Source organism: Janthinobacterium sp. GW822-FHT07A03 (assembly GCF_058798815.1).
Genome location: NZ_JBXAKW010000004.1, coordinates 313,531 through 334,670 on the forward strand (window position 1 = coordinate 313,531; position 21,140 = coordinate 334,670).

Here is a 21,140-nt window from a genome sequence, read left to right on the forward strand (position 1 = left end):
GATTCCTCTTCCTGATGTGGATGGCGATGTCTTCTACTGCCGGCGAACACCCCTTATCTGCTGAAAAAAGACCGCTCTGGCTGCTCGGCTTTGTGATGTCAATGATGGTGGGCCTGCTGTTCTACATGGCGGCCTCGCTGTCGATCGAAAACGATGCCAGCGAGCTGTTCGACAATCTGGCCCGCAATACCCGGAAAAACATCGAATCGCGCGTCAAGTCATATGCCAACCTGCTGCGCGGCACGGCCAGCCTGTTCCGCGCCAACGAACACGTGAGCCGCGAGCAATTCCACCACTACGTGGCAAACATCGCCCTGCAACAGAACTATCCGGGCGTGATGAATCTCAATTACAGCCAGGAACTCGACGATGCGCAGCGCAGCGCCTTCGAAGCGGCCATGCAGCGCGACTATCCGCCCGGGCGCGATGGCTATCCGGCATTTGCCATCCATCCGCCCGCCCCGCGCGCGCAATATTCCGTGCTGGTGTACATCGAGCCTATTGCCAGCGCCCCGGAAAAGTATGGCCATGACATCGCCGAGCGCCCCCTGATCGCCGAAGCGCTGGCGCAGTCGCGCGATTCCGGGCAGATCAGCAATTCCGGCGTGCCCGTGCCGCTGGAGGGCCGGCCGCAGCTGACGGGCATGGCCATGCGCCTGCCCGTGTACCGCTTCGGCATGCCGGTCGATACGGTGGAGCAAAGGCGCGCGGCGTACCAGGGTTCCGTCGGCATCGGCTACGACCTGGTGACGATGATGCGCAGCGCGCTGGCCGACATGCCGGTACGTAACGTGCGCCTAACGCTGTTCGATATCGGCCCGCAGGCGCGCGAAGCACTGGACTTGCCGCACGACATGCGCCCCATCTTCGACAGCACGACGGCGGGCATGCATGCGCCATGGTGGCTGCCCGGCAGTTCGGGCCGCTACCTGAGCAGCACGATGCTGATCGAACACAATGGCCGCGTCTGGCAAGCGCTGTTCAGCGTGCGCAAGAGCGACCTGTACACGCGCTTCGATGCCTTTTTGCCATGGCTGGCCCTGCTGATTGGCTTTGCCAGCACCATGCTGCTGTACGTGCTGTTCCACACGCTGGCGTCGTCGCGCCGGCGCGCCATCCAGATGGCGACGGGCATGACGGAGGAATTGCGCGCCAGCCAGATCCGCCTGCAGCTGTCGCACCAGAAACTGCGCCGCCTGGCGGCCCACGCCGACCAGATCAAGGAAGAAGAGCGCAAGCGCATCGCGCGCGAAATCCACGACGACCTGGGGCAGAACCTGCTGGTGCTGCGCATCGACGCCGACATGCTGGCCTCGCGCACGCAGCGCCGCCACCCGCGCCTGAACGCCCGCGCCCGCTCGACCCTGGAGCAGATCGACGCCACCATCAAGAGCGTGCGGCAGATCATCAACGACTTGCGCCCTACCGTGCTGGACCTGGGCGTGAATGCGGCCGTCGAATGGCAGGTGGCGCAATTTCGCCAGCGCACGGGCATCGCCTGCGAAGTGAGCGAAAGCCATGACGACATTTGCCTCAGCGACCAGTGCGCGACGGCCCTGTTCCGCATCCTGCAAGAGTCGCTCAGCAATATTTCCCAGCATGCCAATGCCAGCCGCGTGCAGGTCAAGCTGGAAAAGTGCCGCGATACGGTGTCGATGAGCGTCAGCGACAACGGCGTGGGCGCGGCCATCGACGGGCGCAACAAGCTGGGCTCGTTTGGCCTGGTGGGCATCGAAGAACGTATCAAGTTGCTCGGCGGCACTTTCTACATCGAAAGCAGCCCCGGTGCCGGCATGAGCGTGCACGTCAGCGTACCGCTGAGCGCGGACGCCACCGCGTTTCCTTATCAGGAAGACAACCGGGCCAGCGCCTGAGCGGCGCGCCCCGCATGAAGCAAGCTCAGCTTGCGTATTTCGTAATTAGATGCAATATTGATGTAGAACAACTCAGCGCCCGCCCGCCATGGGCCAGGCATTCCTCGACTACTTGCCAGGAGTACACACCCACCGCTTTCCCTTGTTTCACCGTATTTCCCACAACGCTCTTTACCAAAGGACATTCATGGATACGAACGACAGTTTCAAGGCAATTGCCGATTTGAATTTGGACGCGATCAAGGTCAAGCTGATGCACCGGGAGTCCGGCGAAGGATGGAGCCTGGAAAAGGCGAATGCGGTGGAATTCGAATACCGCCGCTTCCTGATCCTGATGAAACAGTTTCCGGAAGAAGAAACGGCACCGCTGATGGACGTCGATACCTTCTGGCACTACCATATCCTCGACACCCTGAAATATGCGGCCGACTGCGAACTGGTGTTCGGCTACTTCCTGCATCACTTCCCGTACATCGGCCTGCGCGGCGAAGACGACGAAGCGGCGCACCATCGCGTGGGCGAGCGCATGAAGCAGCTGTATGAGCAAACGTTCGGGGAAGATTATATCCGCGCGGAAACGGCGTATTCGGGGCGCGCCGTGCAGGCGGCGTATTCGGGACGGGCGGTACAAGCTGCGTACTCGGGACGTGCGGTACAAACAGCATTTTCCAGTGCCGCGGTACAGGCCACCGCCTACTCGGGCCGGGCCGTCCAGACGGCGTTTTCCAGTGCGGCCGTGCAGGCGACGGCATATTCGGGCCGCGCGACGGGCGCTGCCAGCACCGCATTTTCCAGCGCGCCTGCCACACTGGCCGCTGCGGTGGTCAAGTCGTCCACGACCGGCCTGGAATTGGGGCGCTTCTATGTCGATCGTCCGGTACTGAACCTCGACCCGCAATAGAAAAGCGGAAAACAGATGTGGCTGCCGCACGCGGCAAGCCTGACTTACCCAGACGGCACCTCTCAGTTTGCCGTCTGTCAGGCGCTCTTAGGCAGCCATCAACTCGCGCAGTTCACGAATGCTGAAATCGCTGATTTCATGCATGCGGATGAGGATCGTGGCGCCGATCGGCAAGGTGTTGTGACGAATCTTGCTGATAACAGGTGGCGCCACTTCCAGAGCTCGCGACAAGGCGGCATCGTTTTTCAGCTGCAGCTTGTCGATGATCGCATCGAGGACGCGATTCGGGTTGTAGGTAGGCAAAGAGGTAATTTGTTTGAGAGACATGATCAAAAATCCGTACTTGTTGTATTAGTGCAAAAAGAAACCGAATGTCTCTTTTGCAATAATTCAGGGTAAACACACTAAAAAGCGCCATCACTTATGCGGCTTTTACGCCGCAAACAATATAATACACGCTATTGTTGATTTTTGCGTAACTTAAAGCAAAATTGTGATAATTGAAGAGAATTGACGCACTTGGAATGTGCTAGAGGATAACCCAAATCGGAAAAATTTGCTGCAAGTCATCAATTTTTACAATGAGGAACGCCGCTGCGCATCAACCAGGCAATCGCCATGAGCGTGCCCAGGCGGGCGATTTCCGTCGATAAATGCCAGCCTTGCGCGGCCACGCCGGCCGGAGTGACCAGCAGGCAAGTGCCCGGCACGGCATCCACGCGGCACCAGGCCAGCTGCCGGCGGATTTCATCGGGCGGCGGCGGCGGTTGCCGCGCATGTTCGCGGCGGCGCATATAGGCGCGCACCTGTTCCTTGCTGGGGTGATTCGTAGCTCGCATGGCTCGCTCCTGCTGGCGGGAAACAGCGTCGCACTAATTGTAGAGCCCGCCACAAATAGCTGAAACGCGTGACGACATTGCTCACGATATCGCCAGCGCGCCCTGACGCGTTTGCGCCGCATCAAATGGCAAGGCCACGGTGTTGCGCCGAAGCCCACGCTGCCCCACGGCCTGGCGGCCGTTCTTATTTCTTTTGCTGGCGCACGCGCTGTTGCTGTTTTTCCTGCGTCTGCTGGCGGTTCTGCTTGCGCTCGAACAGGGTGACCGCATCTTTCTTGGCTTGTTCCACGGTACGCATTTCCTCATGCGCATCGTGCGGAACAAAAAATTCGGCATCCTGCGCCGCCACGACCAGCTTGATGGCGGCGGCGTCGTCGAGGTCGTACAATTCCGTCAGGACGGTGGTGACCTCGTCCAAGTATGCTTCGTAAGTGAGGGTGCTCATGCTGTAGTCCTTAAGTGAATAGCGCAACGCCGGAACGGCGCGCTGCGCGCCGGCCCAGCAAAGTGCGCAGATAGCCGGCCATTTTACCCGATGCGGGCCCCGCCGGCTGCCAGCGCCTGCAAGGCATCGGCCACGCGCGCGTAGCGCAGGCGCACGCCCAGCTCGCGCTTGATGCGCGTATTGTGCAGGCGGCGCGATTCGGACATGAACGACAGCAGCATCGGCGTGACCACTTGCTGCAGCTGGGCACGGGGCAGGCGCGGCGGGCGCGGCAGGCCGAAGGCGTCGGCCACGGCATCGAAATACTCGGCCATTTTGAGTTCGCTGTCATCGCTGGCGTGATACACGCGCCCCGGCTTGCCCCGCCACAAGGCCCGTTCGATGATGCGCGCCAGGTCATCGGCATGGATATGGTTGGTGTACACGTCGTCGCCCGCGGCCAGGGCCGGCGTGCCTTCGCGCAAACGTTTCAGGGGCAGGCGGTCTTCCGCGTAGATGCCGGGCACGCGCAGGATGGCCACGGTGGCGCCGCGGCGCGCGCCCCAGCCCCGCAAGACCTGCTCGGCGTCGACGCGCCGCTTCGCGCGCGCGTTCGCCGGCGCCACAGGCCGCGTTTCATCGGCCCAGGCGCCGCCGCAATCGCCATACACGCCGCTGGTGCTCACATACACCATGCGTGCATGCTCGGGTAAAATGGCGGCCAGATTGCGCGTGCGCCGGTCCAGCAAGCCCGACGACAGGGGCGGCGCCAGGTGCACCACCATCGTCGCCAGTCCCGCCAGCCGTTTCAGGCTGGCGCGGTCGTCGAGGTTGGCCACGATGGGCACGGCGCCGGCCGCCCGCAGCTGCGCGCAGCGCGCCGGCTGGCTGGTGACGGCAAAGACGCGAAAACGCGCGCGCAGCAGGGGCAGCAGGCGCATGCCGACGTCGCCGCAGCCCAGGATCAGCAGGCGCGGCAAGCCTGAGGGCTTGCGCAAAGAGTGCATTAACATATTTTTCATCTCAAGGATTGTATGACTTTTCAAGTTACTGTTCAGCCCAGCGGCCACCAGTTCAGCTGCGAAGCGGACGAAACCGTGCTGGCGGCGGCAATACGCGCCGGCGTGGGCTTGCCGTATGGCTGTAAAAATGGCGCCTGCGGTTCCTGCAAGGGCAAAGTGCTTGCCGGCACCGTCCAGCACAAGGCGCACCAGCAGCGCGCCCTGACGCCGGAAGAGGAAGCGGCCGGCTTTTCCCTGTTCTGCTGCGCCACCACGGACGCCGACCTCGTCATCGAAGCGCGCGAAGTGGCGGGCAGCAGCGACTACCCGATCAAGAAAATGCCGTCGCGCGTGACCACGATTGAAAAAGTCGCGCCCGACGTCGTCGTGCTGACCCTGCAGTTGCCAGCCAGCGAGCGCCTCAACTACCGCGCCGGACAGTATATCGAAATCTTGTTGCGCGACAACAAACGCCGCAGCTACAGCATGGCCAGCGCGCCCGCCGACGGCGGTCCCGTGACCCTGCACATCCGCCACCTGCCGGGCGGCCTGTTTACCGACCAGGTGTTCGGCAGCATGAAAGAGCGCGACATCCTGCGCTTCGAAGGCCCGATGGGCACCTTCTTCCTGCGCGAAGATTCCGACAAGCCCGTCGTGCTGCTGGCCTCGGGTACTGGCTTTGCCCCCTTGAAAGCCATCGTCGAGCACATGATCAGCGAGCGCTCCACGCGCCCGGTCACCCTGTACTGGGGCGGCCGCCGTCCGCACGACCTGTACATGGATGCGCTGTGCCGCCAGTGGGCCGCCGACTTGCCGCACTTCACCTACGTGCCCGTCGTCTCGGAAGCCTTGCCGGAAGACGCCTGGAGCGGCCGCACGGGCTTTGTGCACCAGGCCGTCATCGCCGACTTGCCGGACATGTCCGCGTATCAGGTGTATGCCTGCGGCGCGCCCGTGATGGTCGATGCGGCCCACCGCGATTTCGTGCAGCAGTGCCAGCTGCCAGCCGACGAGTTCTACGCGGACGCCTTCACCAGCGAAGCGGATCTGGCCAAGTAAGCATCACCTTCCAGACAGCGGGGCGCTGCTGCTGCGGCATCCGCTGCCGCTCCACCCCGCTGTTTCCTGGAAATTTCATGTCTCTCGCCTCTGCCGGCAACGGCTTCAGTATCCTGCGTCACCGCAATTTCGCCTTTTATCTTACCGCCCGCGTGCTGGGCACCGTGGCCGTGCAGATGCAAAGCGTGGCCATCGGCTGGCAGGTGTACCAGATCACGGGCAGCCTGTTCGACCTGGGCTTGATCGGCCTGGCGCAGTTCGCGCCCTTCCTCGTCTTGATTTTGCCGGCCGGCCACGTGGCCGACCGCTACAACCGCCGCAACATCATCGCTTGGTGCCTGGCGGCGCAGCTGGCCTGCGCACTGGCCCTGCTGGCGTTCACCTTAAGCAATATTTCCATCGTCTGGCCCGTGTTTGCCGTGCTGGTGCTGTTCGGCAGCGCGCGCGCCTTCATGATGCCGGCCACGCAAGCCGTGCTGGTCAACATGGTGCCCACGCAGCACTTCAGCCGCGCCGTGGCGCTCAGTTCCTCAAGCTCGCACGTGGCCATCATCCTCGGGCCTACCCTGGGCGGCTTGCTGTATTACTTCGGCCCCAAGGTCGTGTATCTGATCTCGTCGGCCTTGCTGGTGCTGTCCGTGCTGCTGATGCGCGCCACCACGCCGGCGCCGCAAGTGGTGAAACGCGAACCCGTCAGCTGGCACACCCTGCTCGAAGGCTTGCGTTTCGTCTGGTCGAAACCCATCGTGCTGGGCGCCATTTCGCTCGACCTGTTTGCCGTGCTGTTCGGCGGCGCCACGGCCCTGCTGCCGGCGCTCGCGCATGACGTGCTGCATATCGGCCCCGGCGGCCTGGGCCTGCTGCGCACGGCGCCGGGCGCGGGCGCCGCCCTGTGCTCGATCATTCTGGCCATCTTCCCCATCACGCGCCGGGTGGGCGCCTGGATGTTCGGCGGCGTGGCCGTGTTCGGCCTGGGCACCCTGGTGCTGGGCAGCACCAGTTATTTCCCGCTGGCACTGGCGGCACTGTTCCTGATGGGCGCCGGCGACATGGTCAGCGTCTACATCCGCCACCTGCTGGTGCAGTTCGAGACGCCGGACGAGATCCGCGGCCGGGTCAGCGCCGTGAATGCCGTCTTCATCGGCGCCTCGAACGAGCTGGGCGAATTCGAATCGGGCCTGACGGCCGGCTGGTTCGGCCTCGTGCGCGCCGTGCTCTTCGGCGGCGCCGCCACCCTGGCCGTGACGGGCGTGTGGGCCGTGCTGTTCCCCGTGCTGTCGCGCATGGACCGTTTCCCCCACCACGAGAAGGAAGCGGCCGCAGGACGGCCACCGGAGCCGGCACTTAAGGGCTAAGATGCGCTATTCCCACTGACGAACTTGCACCATGAAAATCACGCTTCCCTTGCACAGCTTCATCCGCAGCCGCCCCCACCTGAGCATGGCCACGGCCATCGGCGTGGCGGCCGGCCTGCTGCTGCCCGCATCCTGGCAACAGATGACGCGTCTGCTGACGGCGTGGAACGTGGCCGTCTGGTTCTACCTGGCGACGATGGCCTGGATGATGATGCGTGCCAACCATCACAAGGTCAAGGCCATGGCGGCGCGCCAGGATGAGCGGGCGGCCACGGTGCTGTCGGCCCTGTCCGTCGCATCCGTGATGAGCCTGGTGGCCATCGTCTCGCAGCTGTCCTCGATGAAGGACATGGCGCCCGACGAGCGCGCGCTGCATTACGGCTTGACCATCCTGACACTGGTCGGCTCCTGGTTCCTCGTCGGCACCCTGTTCTGCTTTCATTATGCCCACCTGTACTACCAGGCCGACCCCGCGCTGCGCCCCCTGAAATTTCCCGACGACGAGCAGAATCCCGATTACTGGGATTTCCTGTACTTCGCCTTCACCATCGCCGTGGCCGTGCAAACGTCGGACGTGTGCGTGCAGACGCGGCTGATGCGGCAGATCGTGCTGGGGCAATCCGTGCTGAGCTTTTTCTTCAACCTGGTCGTGCTGGGGCTGTCGATCAATATCGCCGCAGGCCTGATCAATGGATAAAGCTGACGCCGGCTTGAAAAGATTCTGCGAGGAAACTTGACCTGGGTGTAGGGTTAAGCTCATCTTAATCGTGCGCACCCTCTTGAAATACTGGAAAGAGGAGTAAGATAAGTTCCATGCACAGAGGTCATGTGCATGAGGCAGCAACCAGGCCGCAGCACGCCTGAGATGGGTTTTTTTTGAATTGACAGGAGTAAGCATATGCAAATCAATATTCATACCGACAGCACCATCGCCAACACCGCTGGACTGAACGAACATGTGCAATCCGTACTTGAAAGCGCACTGAGCCGCTTCCGCGACAACCTGACCCGCATCGAAGTCCACATCAGCGACACGAATGGCCCGAAAGGCGGCGCCGACGATATCCGCTGCGTCATGGAAGCACGCGTTGCTGGCTATCAACCGATTGCCGTGACCGAACAGAACGCCACCGTGCATCAATCCGTTGCCGGCGCCACCGACAAACTGAAACGCGCCATCGATAGCGCACTGGGCCGCCTGCAAGACAGCAAGCGCCATGCCACCGGCAAGAATGCCGTGATCGATACGGCCGAAGCGGAAGAAACCGCCGAGTAATTCCCACCCCGCAAGATTTCCAGAGACTGAGGCAGCCGTTCAAGGCTGCCTTTGCACATCCGGGCCGCCTTTCGTCTGCGGCAACAAGCATAGTAAAACCACCATCATTTCAGCTTACTAACACGACAATGAAATAATTGTCGTATTTCTCACAGTAAGTGACATCAGGCAAGGCTTTGCCGTTACAGCAAAGGCCGCTTTACGCTATCATGAAGCTACCGGCCCTCTGCTCGCGCGCGCCGGCTTTTTGAAAGTGTGATTGTGGAACAGATCGGCAACTTTGGCGCTTCAGGCTGCAACATCGGCGATTTACAGCTATTTCGCGATGGGGCGGATAGCCAGACGGCCGCCATGCTGGCACCCTGCCCCGTCATGCGCCTCGAAGCGGGCGAAGCCATTGCCGACACACAAGGCACCAGCCTGTACATCGTCCTGCGCGGTTCGCTGGCCGTGGCCGCCGACACCCACACGGGCATGGATGACGGCACCGTCAGCAAGGTCTTGCCCGGCGAAAGCGTGGGCGAACAATCGGTGCTCGATGAAGCAAGCAACCTGGCCGCCATTTCCGCCCTGGAAGAAACCGACTTGCTGGTGATCGACGCGGCCGTCGTCTGGGAATTGATCGAGCAATCGAACGGCCTGGCGCGCAACCTGCTGCGCTTGCTGTCCTTCCGCATCCGCGCCGCCAATGCCCTGCTGCGCCGGCGGCAGAAACTGGGCGAATTCTACCGCCAGCTGTCGATGGTCGACAGCCTGACTGGCCTGTACAACCGCGCCTGGCTCACCGACTTGCTGCCGAACATGATCATCACTGCCCACGCCAGCGGCTCGCCGCTGTCGCTGGTGATGATAGACCTCGACCATTTCAAGCGTTTCAACGACACCCACGGCCACCAGGCGGGCGACCAGGCGCTGCGCATCGCCGCGCAAGTGCTGGGCGCGGCCCTGCGGCCGACGGATTTTGCCGTGCGCTATGGTGGCGAGGAAATGATGGTGATCTTGCCCGATACCAGCGAAAACGTGGCCTTGCGGGTAGCCGAGCGCTTGTGCGAGCGCATGCAGCTCGCCGTTATCTTCGCCGACATGCGCAGCGCGCTGCCGCACATCACGGGTTCCTTCGGCGTGGCCAGCCTGGCGGCGGAACAGGACGACGAAGCGCTGATCGCCACTGCGGATGCGGCGCTGTACCGCGCCAAGGCAGGCGGGCGCAACCGCGTAAGCACCTGATATTCTCAGGCGCTTCCGGCGTAATAATGATCAGGCAGCCTTGCTGTCGGCCGGCTTGGCAGCGTCATCCTTCTTGCTGCTGTGCGCGGCGATGAAATCCGCGTAGCCCTTCTGCACCAGCTCATACGTCTTGTCGATATTGCCGGCGATATCGCCGTTCAGCACTTTCAAGCCGCCCAGGATGTCGCGCGCTTCCTTGAAGCCCTTCTCCATGCCGCCGCTGATGGTGTCCATGAACTTGGTCAGGGCCGTATCGTCGTCCATGCCGGGGTTCTGCTTCTTGTAGGCGTCGAAAAAACCCGTCGACAGCGAGACGATGCGGCTCGCCGTCGCTTCGGCGCTGTTGTCCTGCGACGCCGCGTTCTGGATCGCATCGTCGCCGTACTGGCCCTTCAGCGCTTCATTGATGTTGGTGATGGCCGTCTTGTACAGCAGCGCCAGCGGCTCGTTCTCGGAACCGATGGACACGTTCAGCGACGCCTGCATGATGGACGCGTTCAATTGCAGCTTGCTGCGGTCATTCACGCTCATTTCAGCGTTGACGCCATGCTGGACTTTATCGTCCTTGCCGGCAACACCCGTACTGACGGAAGTCACGGAAGGGGTGGAATTGCCGCTTGCGGCGATGGGAATTGACACGATAGACCTCCTTGAACGGGCAATGTATGCCACCATGCGGGAAACGCGATGATGACCATCCTCTCGTGTAGTATCGGCAGGTTTTCAGAAAACTGAAGCGGCCCGGACAATTAAGATAACAATCAAGCAAGTAACGACCATCAATGACTAACCAGACCTTTCTTTGGCACGACTACGAAACCTTTGGCGCCCAGCCGCGCCGCGACCGCCCGGCCCAGTTCGCCGCCATCCGCACGGATGCCGACCTCAACGAAATCGGCGAACCGATCATGCTGTATTGCCAGCCTGCCAATGATTTCCTGCCCGATCCGCAATCGTGCCTGATCACGGGCATCACGCCGCAGCAGTGCCTGCAGCTGGGCGTGCCCGAACACCAGTTCGCCGCCACCATCGAAGCGGCCTTTTCGGAACCGGGCACCATCGGCGTGGGCTACAACACCATCCGTTTCGACGATGAAGTCACGCGTTTCCTGTTCTGGCGCAACCTGATCGACCCGTATGCGCGCGAATGGAAGAACCATTGCGGCCGCTGGGACATCCTCGACGTGGTGCGCATGACGCACGCGCTGCGCCCGGAAGGCATTCAATGGCCGAAGCGCGACGATGGCCAGACCAGCTTTAGACTGGAACATTTGAGCAAGGCCAATGGCCTCGTCCACGAAGCGGCGCATGATGCGCTATCGGACGTGCGCGCCACCATCGCCCTGGCCCGCCTGATCAAGCAGAAGCAGCCGAAACTGTTCGAATTCTGCCTGGCCCTGCACAAGAAGGACAGGGTCGCCAGCGAAATGGGCATGCACCTGGCCGCCGGCGAGCGCCAGCCTTTCCTGCACGTGTCCGGCATGTTCCCCGCCGAACGGGGTTGCCTGGGCGTCGTCTGGCCGCTGGCCACGCACCCGAGCAATAAAAACGAGATCCTCGTCTGGGATTGCGCCTACGACCCGCGCGAACTGTTCGAACTGGACGCCGACACCATCCGCACGCGTTTATTTACGCGCAAGGATGCCATGCCGGAAGGCATGACGCGCCTGCCCGTGAAAAGCGTTCATTTGAACAAGTCGCCCATGCTGGTGGGCAATTTAAAGACCCTGTCGCCTGCCATGGCCGCGCAATGGGGCATCGACGTGGATGCGGCGAAGGTCAACGCCCAGCTGGCCGCCGCGGCGCCGAACATGGATGCCGTCTGGGCCGAAGTGTTCCAGCGTCCGGGCGCGAACACCGCGCTGGACGTGGATGAGGATTTGTACAATGGTTTCGTCAGCAACGACGACCGCCGCCTGCTCGAATCCTTGCGCCGCGACACGCCAGCCAAACTGGCCACGGCCCGCCCCTCGTTTGCCGACGAACGCCTGCAGGAATTGCTTTTCCGCTACCGCGCCCGCAATTTCCCGCAAACCCTGAGCGAAGCGGAAAGCCTGCGCTGGGAACAGCACCGCGCCGCCCGATTGTTCGACGGCGACGGCGGCGCCCGCACCATCGAGATGCTGTTTACGGAAATCGACGTGCTGTCGGAATCGGTCGATGAGCGTGGGGAAGAGATATTGGGCGAGCTGTACGACTATGCGGAGATGGTGGCGCCCATGCGCGACTGAAGGACCAGGCTGGGTAGGTCGGATTAGCGGGGCAAGGCCCCGCGTAATCCGACAACATTGTTGACGTTACTGGTGTTGTCGGATTACGCGGCGTCGCCGCTAATCCGACCTACGCTGCACGGTGTTGATTGATCGCATCGCGCGTCTCGATCGCCACGCGGCGCGCCGCGTCGGCGAAGTCTTCGCCCGCTTGCGGCGTGGCGTAGATGATGGCGCGCGAAGAGCTGATCATCATGCCCATGCCGTTGGCCGTCTGGCCCGCGCCGACGGTGGCGGCAATATCTCCGCCCTGGGCGCCGATACCGGGAACCAGCAGCGGCATGTCGCCCACGATGGCGCGCACTTGCGCCAGTTCTTCAGGGAAGGTGGCGCCGACGACGAGCGCGCACTGGCCATTCTTGTTCCATTTCTCGGCCACCAGGCGCGCCACGCGCTGGTACAGGGGCACGCCGTCCGTGTCGAGGAATTGCAGGTCCGAGCCGCCCGGGTTCGAGGTGCGGCACAGGATGATCACGCCGCGGTCTTTCCACGCCAGGTAGGGGTCGAGCGAATCCTCGCCCATGTAGGGGTTCACGGTGACGGCGTCGGCGCCGTAGCGTTCGAACGCTTCGCGCGCGTATTGCGTGGCTGTCGCGCCGATGTCGCCCCGTTTCGCGTCGAGGATCAGGGGGATGTGCGGATAGTTTTCGCGCACGTAGCGGCAGATGTCTTCCAGCTGCTTTTCCGCGCCCAGTGCGCCGAAATAAGCGATCTGCGGCTTGAAGGCGCAGGCCAGGTCGGCCGTGGCATCGATGATGCGCGTGCAAAAGGTGGTGATTCCATCAGGCAAATCGCGCAGCTCGGCCGGCAGTTTCGCCAGGTCGGGGTCCAGGCCCACGCACAGCAGGGAATTATTGGCCGTCCATGCGGCGGATAATTTATTGATGAAATTCACGGCACACCTTCTCTATTCAGTTGCAAACCCCGTATTGTAACGCGGCGCGGACCTGTCAAGGCAGCCTGAGGCGGCGGCAGGCGCTTATTAAACCGACATGGCGGGCCGTTTCAGGTATATTTGCCTCACCTCCCTTACTCAGCACGGAACCCATCATGCAAATCACCAATCAATTCACCAAATGGCTGCGCCTGGCGCTGAGCGTCACCGTCCTGGCCGGCATCCTGACGGGCTGCGGCTACAACGACTTCCAGAGCAAGGACGAAGCCACCAAGGCCGCCTGGGGCGAAGTGGTCAACCAGTACCAGCGCCGCGCCGACCTGATCCCCAACCTGGTGAATACCGTCAAGGGCTATGCCACGCACGAGCGCGAAACGCTGGAAGCGGTGACCAAGGCGCGCGCCGCCGCCACCAGTTTCCAGATCACGCCCGAAGTGCTGAACGACCCGGCCGCCTTCGAAAAATTCCAGCAAGTGCAGGGGCAACTGTCGTCGGCCCTGTCGCGCCTGATGGTGGTGTCCGAGAAATATCCTGACCTGAAAGCCGACACCAGCTTCCGTGACCTGCAGTCGCAGCTGGAAGGCACGGAAAACCGCATCACCGTGGCGCGCCAGCGTTACATTACCGCCGTGCAAGATTACAACGTGCATGCGCGCAGCTTCCCGAACAACCTGACGGCGATGATCTTCGGCTACAAGGTCAAGCCGTCGTTCACGGTGGAAAACGAAAAAGCCATTTCGACCGCGCCGACCGTCAACTTCGGCAAATAAGATGAAAGCCTGGTCTTATCTGGCGGCGCTGGCGACGGCGCTGCTGCTGTGGACAGCCTTGCCCGCCAGCGCGCAGGGCTTGCAGCCCGTGCCGCCGCTGGCGGCGCGCGTGACGGACAACGCCGGCATGCTCGATGACAAGCAAAAAGCGGCGCTGGAAGGCGTGCTGGCCGACTACGAAGCCAAGACGGGCAGCCAGATCGCCGTGCTGCTGGTCAAGAGCACGGAACCGGAAGCCATCGAGCAATACAGCATCCGCGTGACGGATGCCTGGAAGCTGGGCCGCAAGGGCGTCGATGACGGCGTGCTGCTGATGGTGGCGAAGGACAATCCCTCGTCCTTGCGCCGTTTGCGCATCGAAGCGGGCCGTGGCGTGCAAGGCGTGCTGACGGATGCGCAATCGAAACGCATCCTGCAAGACGTGATCGCCCCCCATTTCAAGCAAAACGACTATTACGGCGGCCTGGTGGCCGGCGTGGGGTCGATTGCCACCCTGCTGAACCAGGAGCAATTCCCCGCGCCGGCACAGCAGAAGGCGCCGGCGACCGTGGAAGCGGGCGGCCTGACCTTCTGGCTGCCGCTGCTGTTCTTCGGCTTTCTCGTCGTGCTGACCGTGTTCCGCTCGCGCGGCGGGCCCAACCGCCTGCAGCGCGGCAGCAACTGGTCCAGCGGCGCCACGGGCGTCGTGCTGGGCAGCATCTTGAACCAGGCGCTGAACAACCGCGGGGGCGGAGGAGGCTTCGGCAGCGGCGGATTTGGCGGTGGCGGCGGTGGTTTCGGCGGCGGCGGCGGCGGTTTTGACGGCGGCGGCGCCTCGGGAGATTGGTAATGACGAAACAACTGACATTCGGACAACGCTGCGGACGCGCTTTAAAGCATTTGCGGGGCACGCCCGCGACGGCGCGCCAGGCGTTTCCCGAACGCACCCTGAAAGCCATCGAAACGGCGATTGCCGACGGCGAAGCGATGCACCAGGCGGAAGTGCGCCTGATCGTCGAAGCGGCCCTGACGCCGGGCATGGCTTACCAGGGCGTGAGCAACCGCGAACGGGCGCGCGAACTGTTCGCCCAGTATGGCGTGTGGGATACGGAAGACAACGTTGGCGTGCTGATCTATATCAACCTGGCCGAACACCAGGTCGATATCGTGGCCGACCGCAACGTGGGCCGGCGCGTGACGCCGGAGCAGTGGCAAGCCGTGTGCCGCACCATGACCAAAGGGTTCAAGGATGGCAATTACCACGACAGCACGCTCGATGCCTTGCAACAGCTGAATACCTTGCTGCAAAGCCACTTCCCCGCCAATGGGACGCGCGGCAACCAGTTGCCGAACGAACCCATCCTCCTCTGATGGCGTTCAGGGATTAAAATCCGCCATGGCCCCGCAGCTTGGCGGCGCGCCCCCCACCCGCCAAGGAGACCGCATGAAACTGATCGATAAAACCGCCATCGTCACGGGCGCCACCCAGGGCATCGGCCTGGCCTGCGCCACCCGCCTGATCGCCGAAGGGGCGCAGGTGATGCTGGTCGACATCAAGGAAGAAGGCGCGCAGGCGGCCGCCTCCCTCGGCCCGCAGGCGCGCTTCTTTTGCGCCGACGTCAGCCAGAAGGCGGACGTGGACGCCATGCTGAAGGAAACGCTGGCGCAGTTCGGCCACATCGATATCCTCGTCAACAATGCGGGCGTCACGCATGCGGCCGATTTCCTCGACGTGTGCGAAGACGATTTCGACCGGGTCATGCGCATCAACCTGAAATCGATGTTTCTGTGCGGCCAGGCCGTGGCGCGCGAGATGGTCAAGCGCAACAGCGGCTGCATCATCAATATGTCCAGCGTGAATGCGGAGCTGGCGATCCCGAACCAGGTGCCGTATGTGGTATCGAAAGGCGCCATCAACCAGCTGACCAAGGTCATGGCCCTGAACCTGGCGCCGCACGGCGTGCGCGTCAACGGCATCGGGCCGGGCACCATCCTGACGGAACTGGCCAAGCAGGCGGTGCTGTCGAGCCCGCAGGCGCGCCACACGATTCTGTCGCGCACGCCGCTGGGCCGCTGCGGCGAGCCGGAAGAAGTGGCCGGCATCGCCGCCTTCCTGGCCAGCGACGACGCCACCTACATGACGGGCCAGACCATCTATGTCGATGGCGGACGCATGGCGCTCAACTACACGGTGGCCGTGAAAGAGTAAAACAGGCGAGTTATATAAAAAAAGAATAATGCATATCTAAAAAGATCATTAGACACATATCGTGCGACGCAGCATAATGCACCTGTCTCCACTATTCTCCTCCAAGAAAATAGTTTTAAGCCCGCTTTCACCAGCGGGCTTTTTTTTTGCCATCGCGGCTGAAACATGGCCATTCTTGCCATTTCCCGCAATCTTCCCGCTCATTCCGCCTGCCGCAAAAAAATGTTGCGGCGTGTCATCAGCCCGTCATCTTCGGCCCCTATACTTGCTTCATCTGCTGTACAGGCAACCGATATGCCTGACTACAGACAGGTGTGCCGCGATGGCACACCACTCCCCTTTCATGACCGTGGCGGGCGCCGGCAAGGCGCGCGACATGGTGAGCACCAAGCAACTCTCAACTCTTGACCCATTTCATTTGGGTTTTTGGCCCGCGCCCCCGCGGGCCTTTTTTTTTCCTGTCCGGCGAGCTCTTGCGCAAAAACACGGTGCCCCGCCACGCACATGATATTGTGACTGCCTTTCCACCCATCCTGACGCATCATGCCTGTACCCTTGCCCGAACTTTGTTTTGCCGACCGCTATGAACGCCTGCGCTACCGCACGGCCCTGGTGTTGTATGTGCTGGTGATTCTGATCGGCGACATCCCCGGCGTGCGCGCCGACGTGGGCCAATATGCGTCGGGCGGCGTGCTGCACTCCTTCGGCTATGGCGTACTGGCCCTGATCCTGTTCAGCGGCACGGGCGGCGGCATGGCTCGCCGGGCGCTGCTGTCGGTGCTGATGGTGGCGGCCATGGGCGCGCTGGACGAGTTCATCCAGAGCTTCCTGCCTTACCGCCATGGCGCCGTCAGCGACTGGGTGGTCGATATCACGGCGGCCGCGGCGGTCTGCCTGCCACTGTCTTTCCTCTGGCCGAAAATGGTCGCCGCCGCCCTCGGCAAGGGTGCGCCGCTGCCCGAAGCCTGACGCGGCGGCGCCCGTCAGGCGCGGTCCGCTTCGCTGTCCAGCAATTCCAGCCGTAACTGGCCCTGGCTGCGCGCGCTGCGCGTGCCCAGGCGCCGCATCAGGGCGCGCGTTTCGCGCCGGCTGCCGGCGCCCATGGCGCGTGCCGCATCGCGCTGCATGTCCAGCAACTGTTCCGAGCGCGCCAGGCGCACCAAGCCATGCAAGGCCTGGGCCAGTACATGGCGCGCACGGGCATCGTGCGCGGTGCCGCCGACGGCCAGCACCAGCTCATCGATCAGTTTTGCGGTAGGGCCAGATGACATTTTTTCTCCCTATTCAACAGTGAGGAAACGTGCGGGCGCACGAAAGAATAATTACCAGCATCTTTTATACCAAGCACGGCAATTAGCCGCTTGATCTATCTCAATCGGCAATGCCGGCCGCCGAACATCCTGGTTCCGCCATGCTCTTACATGCAGCAATCGCTGCTATCCGCAATCACTGCGGGTACCGATCCTGAGTGTGCGACCATGAGGAGACCAAGATGAGATCGAAAACAACCCTGCTGCTGACCGGCCTGACATGCGCCTTGCTGGCGGCCTGCCATTCCACGGAGAATACCGGCCTGGCACGTAGCAATAGCGGCGAAACCTATGCTGCACCGGCCGGCACGACGCCGCAAACCAGCATGCCGGCCAGCAGCACGGCCAGCACCGCCACCGATACCGGCATGAGCAGCGATACGGCGGCCCAGTCCAGCATGAACATCAGCTCGGCCACGGTGCAATCGATAGAAACCGTGCCGCGCAGCATGGATCAAGGCAGTGCCGACATGCAGGCGGGCACATCTGGCACCGCCGGCAGCACCTCGGGGGCGGCGGGCAATATGCTGTACCGCGTCACCTTGCGCCTGGACGACGGCACTACGCGCACCTTTGTGCAAAATACCCAGCCCGCCTTCCAGATCGGCGACCGGGTCAGCGTGCAAAAAGGCGTAATGCAGCGCTATTGACATGCGCCGGGGCTGGCCGACACTTGCCGAAGTCTTCCACCCCTGGCCGCATCAAGCCGCCTCAGGCCAGCGCCAGGGTCAGCGGCCGGCTGCGCCCCTGCACCACGGCCGAAGGCCAGGCCGGGTCATGCGTGAGGTTGTGCAATTGGCTGCCGTCGAGCAAAAACGTGTCTTCCACCGTGCTGCCGGGCAGGCTGGGGTGGAAGGCCAGCGCCATGCCCCGCTTGAGGATGATTTCCGTGTGCGCGCCGGCCGCCACTTCGGGCGCCAGGTAGCCATGGATGCCGCCCTGCCGGCTGGTGCGCACCGTGTCGGGCTGGCCCGCATAGGCGTAGGCACTGTCGAGCGCGTGATACACCATGCTCAGCGCATGCCCCGTTTCACACGCGTCGAGCGCCACCGCTTCCAGCGCCAGCATGGCAGCATCGGCGTCGTCCATGGCCACGGCCACGCCATCGGCGCGGCGCTGCGCCGGGCCGAAGCGCCGTTGACGGCTGAGGCTAGCGCACAGGCCGAAGCGCCGCGCGCACAGGGCCAGCACGGCTTGCGTACCCAGCATCACCTGGGCTGGCGGCGCGCGCCGGTACCGCCGCTGGCGGTCTTCGCCGCTGACCAGCACGTGCACGGCTTGCAAGCCCCGCAGCGACAGCGCGCGCACGCACGCGGCAGCCAGCTCCAGCTCGCTCCAGTCGGGGCGGGCCTGGCGCAGCGCATCGGCGGCCGCGCCGGCAGCCTGCTGCCCCACCAGCCGGTAACGCTGCTGCTCCGATTCCAGCAGCACCAGCCGCTCTTCGCGCAGGGCCACGGGCAGGCTGCGTTCGTGCAAGCCCGGCCGGTCGGACAAAACAGGCAAGCCGCCGGCCGCATGCTGCACGAAATGTTCGCGCAATTCATACAGCTGCGGCTGCATCCAGGGCGACACCTGCCACGTCCATGGCCCGCGCACTTCCTCTTCGCGCATGCGCATGGCTTCGGCTTCGTCCGTCAGGATGTAGGCCGCGTCGCGCGTCACCAGCACTTCCGCGCAACCGCACTCGGCCGTATGGCAATGGCTGTTCGACGCGCCCGCCGTGGCCCACGCAAACCAGTCCACGCCCCGCAGGCGCACGGCGCCGGCACGCTCCTGTTCCAGCCAGCCCCGTATCTGCGCCAGCTTGTGCGCCACTTCCAGTTCCAGCGGCCAGTTCATGACCGCTCCTCGTGCGGCGTCCGGCGCGGCACCGCCCCGCCTGCCCTGCCTGGCGCCAGCCGGGCGTCCTGTTGTTCATGCATAGCTGCTCCCTTCCTACATGGAAACGTAAGACCAGCACGCGCATAAAAAGTTCGGCGCCCGGACTGGTCTCCGGCTTGCAGTCTATGACTTCCCTCTATTTTTGCAAGCGCCTATTTCGCCAGTTCGATCAGCACGGCCGTGTACATCTGCAAGTTCAGCAGCAACTGTTTTTCCGTGATGAACTCGTGCTCGGAATGCCCCGTGTACACCGTGTGCGGCATGGCCGGGCCGAAGCTGACGGCGTTCGGGAACAGGCGCGAATTGGTGCCGCCGCCGATGGCGACCGGTTGCGGATGCGCCATGCCCATGTAGTGCTCGAAAACGGACAGCAAGGTGGGAATCTGCGGCGCGTCCGTCTGCAGCCACGGCTCGCCGATCTGCACCTGCAGCGCAGCCGGCACCTGGCGCCGCGCCTTCCAGCCATCGAAGGCGGCCGTCACCTGCTGCTGCAGCACGGCCGCCGTCTTGCCTTGCGGACGGCGCAAGTTGATATTCAGTTCCAGCTCGCCGCCTTGCTGCTTGAGCACGGTAGGCGCCACCGTCATCGGGCCCATGAAACCGTCGCGGTAGGCGATCTGGCCGAAGCGTTCGCCGTAAATGCCGGTACCCACCAGTTCATTCAGGAACGACAGCATGTCGGCCGCCTGCGTGCCCTGCCATGGCTGCACGGCCAGGGCGTCGGCCAGCATGCTGATGGCGTTGACGCCATCTTCCGGCTTCGACGAGTGGGCCGACACGCCCAGCGCCGTCACCGTCAAGGTGCCGCCCTCGCGCGCGTAGCTGTAGCGCATGCCCTTCTGCTGCTGCGCGCGGGCGCGGATGGCCGCTTCCAGCGCGGCCGGCGCGCGTTCGATGACGGCGGCGGCGTCTTCCGGAATCTGGCTGCCGAAAAAGCCGCCCGTCAGGCTCTTCAGCACGGCGCCGCGGTCGGCCGGCAGTGCCGTGCGCGGCGGCAAGGTCAGCTTGATGGAGCCGTAGCCTTTCTCGGCCGTCACCACCGGATATTCCGCATCGATGGTGATGTTCACCTGCGGCGGCGTGTGGGTCTTGAGGAATTGTTTCAGCGGCTCCCAGTCCGATTCCTCGGCCATGTACACGTACAGCTCGATGCGCTTGCTCAGCGGCACCTGTTTGTCCTGGATGGCTTTCATCGCGTACAGGGCCGTGGCGATGGGGCCCTTGTCGTCTTCCGTGCCCCGTCCCAGCAGTTTGCCCGGTTCGCTGGTGCGGTCCAGCTCGAATGGCGAGCGGACCCACTTGGCGGGATTGACGGGCTGCACGTCGCCGTGCGTGATCACGCCCACCCGCTCGCTGCCCTTGCCCATGCCGATGACCAGCACGTGGCCATGATCGTGGAAATCGAAACCCAGGCGCTGCGCCTCGGCCGCCAGGTAGCGTTTAAAACCCGTGTGCTGGGGATTGTCGGCAAACGGCACGGCCGGGTCGGCCACCGTGTTGAAACTGACCATCTTTGCCAGGCTGGCGATCAGCGGTTCGGGATAGGTGGCCAGCGCATAGCGGGCCGTCTCCTGTGCCTGCGGGCTGACGGGAGTGGCGTGAACGGAAGGCTGCAGCAGCAGACCAAGCAGGGACAACAGCAGGGGTTTCTTGAACATGGCGGGGCGCGTGAAGTGGGGAGGCCCACTCTAGCATCGCCCGCGCCAATTTCCAATCAACATGAGTTTTTTACCGATCAGTACGCAAATTCCCGATTCGCATTATCATGTGCCCAGCCTGTCTTCCCCGCCACGCCGTCATGGGTGACCCTGCCAGCGTCAGGGGATAGACAAATCGTCCATTGTGATTTTCCACCACGTCCCGATATCGC

At 63.1% G+C, this 21,140-nt stretch carries 23 protein-coding genes; 14 read left to right on the forward strand and 9 right to left on the reverse strand.

Annotated elements, in window-relative coordinates:
* Window positions 1-95 precede the first annotated feature (95 nt).
* Together AC1RJW_RS13755 and AC1RJW_RS13760 are read left to right on the forward strand one after the other, a co-directional pair.
* A complete protein-coding gene (locus AC1RJW_RS13755) occupies window positions 96-1,874 on the forward strand; it encodes a CHASE domain-containing protein (protein ID WP_493045405.1) in 1,779 nt (592 codons plus the stop codon).
* A gap of 187 nt (window positions 1,875-2,061) precedes the next feature.
* Window positions 2,062-2,775, forward strand: a complete 714-nt coding sequence (locus tag AC1RJW_RS13760) for a glycine-rich domain-containing protein (RefSeq protein ID WP_493045406.1) — start codon at window positions 2,062-2,064, stop codon at window positions 2,773-2,775.
* A gap of 87 nt (window positions 2,776-2,862) precedes the next feature.
* Here the strand turns inward: AC1RJW_RS13760 and AC1RJW_RS13765 are convergent, their stop codons facing one another.
* The 4 genes from AC1RJW_RS13765 to AC1RJW_RS13780 form a co-directional block, all read right to left on the reverse strand.
* A complete protein-coding gene (locus AC1RJW_RS13765) occupies window positions 2,863-3,102 on the reverse strand; it encodes a hypothetical protein (RefSeq protein ID WP_029496207.1) in 240 nt (79 codons plus the stop codon).
* A 242-nt stretch (window positions 3,103-3,344) separates the two neighbouring features.
* Entirely contained in the window at window positions 3,345-3,614 is a 270-nt protein-coding gene (locus AC1RJW_RS13770; RefSeq protein WP_326458559.1) for a hypothetical protein, read from the reverse strand.
* A 184-nt stretch (window positions 3,615-3,798) separates the two neighbouring features.
* Complete coding sequence (locus AC1RJW_RS13775; protein ID WP_493045407.1) at window positions 3,799-4,059, reverse strand: hypothetical protein; 261 nt, start codon at window positions 4,057-4,059, stop codon at window positions 3,799-3,801.
* Window positions 4,060-4,142: 83 nt separating this feature from the next.
* The gene (locus AC1RJW_RS13780; protein WP_493045408.1) at window positions 4,143-5,060 is read right to left on the reverse strand and encodes an SDR family oxidoreductase; all 918 of its coding nucleotides are present in this window, start codon (window positions 5,058-5,060) and stop codon (window positions 4,143-4,145) included.
* A 12-nt stretch (window positions 5,061-5,072) separates the two neighbouring features.
* On the opposite strand from AC1RJW_RS13780, the gene AC1RJW_RS13785 reads away from it, so the two are divergent.
* The 5 genes from AC1RJW_RS13785 (at window position 5,073) to AC1RJW_RS13805 (ending at window position 9,956) form a co-directional block, all read left to right on the forward strand.
* Window positions 5,073-6,098 (forward strand): CDP-6-deoxy-delta-3,4-glucoseen reductase, encoded by a 1,026-nt coding sequence (locus tag AC1RJW_RS13785; RefSeq protein ID WP_493045409.1) that lies wholly within the window; start codon window positions 5,073-5,075, stop codon window positions 6,096-6,098.
* A 77-nt stretch (window positions 6,099-6,175) separates the two neighbouring features.
* A complete protein-coding gene (locus AC1RJW_RS13790; protein WP_493045410.1) occupies window positions 6,176-7,453 on the forward strand; it encodes an MFS transporter in 1,278 nt (425 codons plus the stop codon).
* A gap of 31 nt (window positions 7,454-7,484) precedes the next feature.
* Window positions 7,485-8,150 carry a DUF1345 domain-containing protein gene (locus AC1RJW_RS13795; RefSeq protein ID WP_493045411.1) on the forward strand — a complete coding sequence of 222 codons (666 nt, stop codon included), beginning with the start codon at window positions 7,485-7,487 and terminating at the stop codon, window positions 8,148-8,150.
* A gap of 201 nt (window positions 8,151-8,351) precedes the next feature.
* A complete protein-coding gene (locus AC1RJW_RS13800; protein ID WP_070221366.1) occupies window positions 8,352-8,729 on the forward strand; it encodes an HPF/RaiA family ribosome-associated protein in 378 nt (125 codons plus the stop codon).
* A 261-nt stretch (window positions 8,730-8,990) separates the two neighbouring features.
* The gene (locus AC1RJW_RS13805) at window positions 8,991-9,956 is read left to right on the forward strand and encodes a GGDEF domain-containing protein (protein WP_493045412.1); all 966 of its coding nucleotides are present in this window, start codon (window positions 8,991-8,993) and stop codon (window positions 9,954-9,956) included.
* 30 nt (window positions 9,957-9,986) lie between these two features.
* Here the strand turns inward: AC1RJW_RS13805 and AC1RJW_RS13810 are convergent, their stop codons facing one another.
* Entirely contained in the window at window positions 9,987-10,595 is a 609-nt protein-coding gene (locus AC1RJW_RS13810; RefSeq protein WP_493045413.1) for a DUF5610 domain-containing protein, read from the reverse strand.
* Between the two features lie 143 nt (window positions 10,596-10,738).
* Between AC1RJW_RS13810 and sbcB the strand changes: the two genes are divergently transcribed.
* On the forward strand, window positions 10,739-12,187 hold the full coding sequence (sbcB, locus tag AC1RJW_RS13815) for an exodeoxyribonuclease I (RefSeq protein WP_493045414.1): 1,449 nt from the start codon (window positions 10,739-10,741) through the stop codon (window positions 12,185-12,187).
* A gap of 109 nt (window positions 12,188-12,296) precedes the next feature.
* Here the strand turns inward: sbcB and pyrF are convergent, their stop codons facing one another.
* On the reverse strand, window positions 12,297-13,121 hold the full coding sequence (gene pyrF / locus AC1RJW_RS13820) for an orotidine-5'-phosphate decarboxylase (RefSeq protein ID WP_332860707.1): 825 nt from the start codon (window positions 13,119-13,121) through the stop codon (window positions 12,297-12,299).
* Window positions 13,122-13,276: 155 nt separating this feature from the next.
* On the opposite strand from pyrF, the gene AC1RJW_RS13825 reads away from it, so the two are divergent.
* From AC1RJW_RS13825 to AC1RJW_RS13845, 5 genes are all read left to right on the forward strand, one after another.
* Window positions 13,277-13,891, forward strand: a complete 615-nt coding sequence (locus AC1RJW_RS13825) for a LemA family protein (RefSeq protein ID WP_152257261.1) — start codon at window positions 13,277-13,279, stop codon at window positions 13,889-13,891.
* 1 nt (window position 13,892) lies between these two features.
* The gene (locus AC1RJW_RS13830) at window positions 13,893-14,720 is read left to right on the forward strand and encodes a TPM domain-containing protein (protein ID WP_493045415.1); all 828 of its coding nucleotides are present in this window, start codon (window positions 13,893-13,895) and stop codon (window positions 14,718-14,720) included.
* The gene (locus AC1RJW_RS13835) at window positions 14,720-15,241 is read left to right on the forward strand and encodes a TPM domain-containing protein (RefSeq protein WP_099379483.1); all 522 of its coding nucleotides are present in this window, start codon (window positions 14,720-14,722) and stop codon (window positions 15,239-15,241) included. Before AC1RJW_RS13830 ends, AC1RJW_RS13835 begins: the two co-directional genes overlap by 1 nt.
* A gap of 73 nt (window positions 15,242-15,314) precedes the next feature.
* Window positions 15,315-16,079 (forward strand): SDR family NAD(P)-dependent oxidoreductase, encoded by a 765-nt coding sequence (locus AC1RJW_RS13840; protein ID WP_493045416.1) that lies wholly within the window; start codon window positions 15,315-15,317, stop codon window positions 16,077-16,079.
* A gap of 543 nt (window positions 16,080-16,622) precedes the next feature.
* Window positions 16,623-17,048 (forward strand): VanZ family protein, encoded by a 426-nt coding sequence (locus AC1RJW_RS13845; protein ID WP_493045417.1) that lies wholly within the window; start codon window positions 16,623-16,625, stop codon window positions 17,046-17,048.
* Between the two features lie 14 nt (window positions 17,049-17,062).
* Here AC1RJW_RS13845 and AC1RJW_RS13850 read toward each other — a convergent pair whose 3' ends face one another.
* Complete coding sequence (locus AC1RJW_RS13850; RefSeq protein WP_493045418.1) at window positions 17,063-17,350, reverse strand: hypothetical protein; 288 nt, start codon at window positions 17,348-17,350, stop codon at window positions 17,063-17,065.
* 221 nt (window positions 17,351-17,571) lie between these two features.
* Here AC1RJW_RS13850 and AC1RJW_RS13855 point away from each other — a divergent pair, with 221 nt between their 5' ends.
* On the forward strand, window positions 17,572-18,039 hold the full coding sequence (locus AC1RJW_RS13855) for a hypothetical protein (protein WP_493045419.1): 468 nt from the start codon (window positions 17,572-17,574) through the stop codon (window positions 18,037-18,039).
* Window positions 18,040-18,100: 61 nt separating this feature from the next.
* Here AC1RJW_RS13855 and AC1RJW_RS13860 read toward each other — a convergent pair whose 3' ends face one another.
* Together AC1RJW_RS13860 and AC1RJW_RS13865 are read right to left on the reverse strand one after the other, a co-directional pair.
* Window positions 18,101-19,228, reverse strand: coding sequence for a M24 family metallopeptidase (locus tag AC1RJW_RS13860; RefSeq protein ID WP_493045420.1), 1,128 nt, complete (start codon window positions 19,226-19,228; stop codon window positions 18,101-18,103).
* Between the two features lie 194 nt (window positions 19,229-19,422).
* A complete protein-coding gene (locus AC1RJW_RS13865; RefSeq protein WP_493045421.1) occupies window positions 19,423-20,928 on the reverse strand; it encodes a dipeptidase in 1,506 nt (501 codons plus the stop codon).
* Window positions 20,929-21,140: the final 212 nt, after the last annotated feature.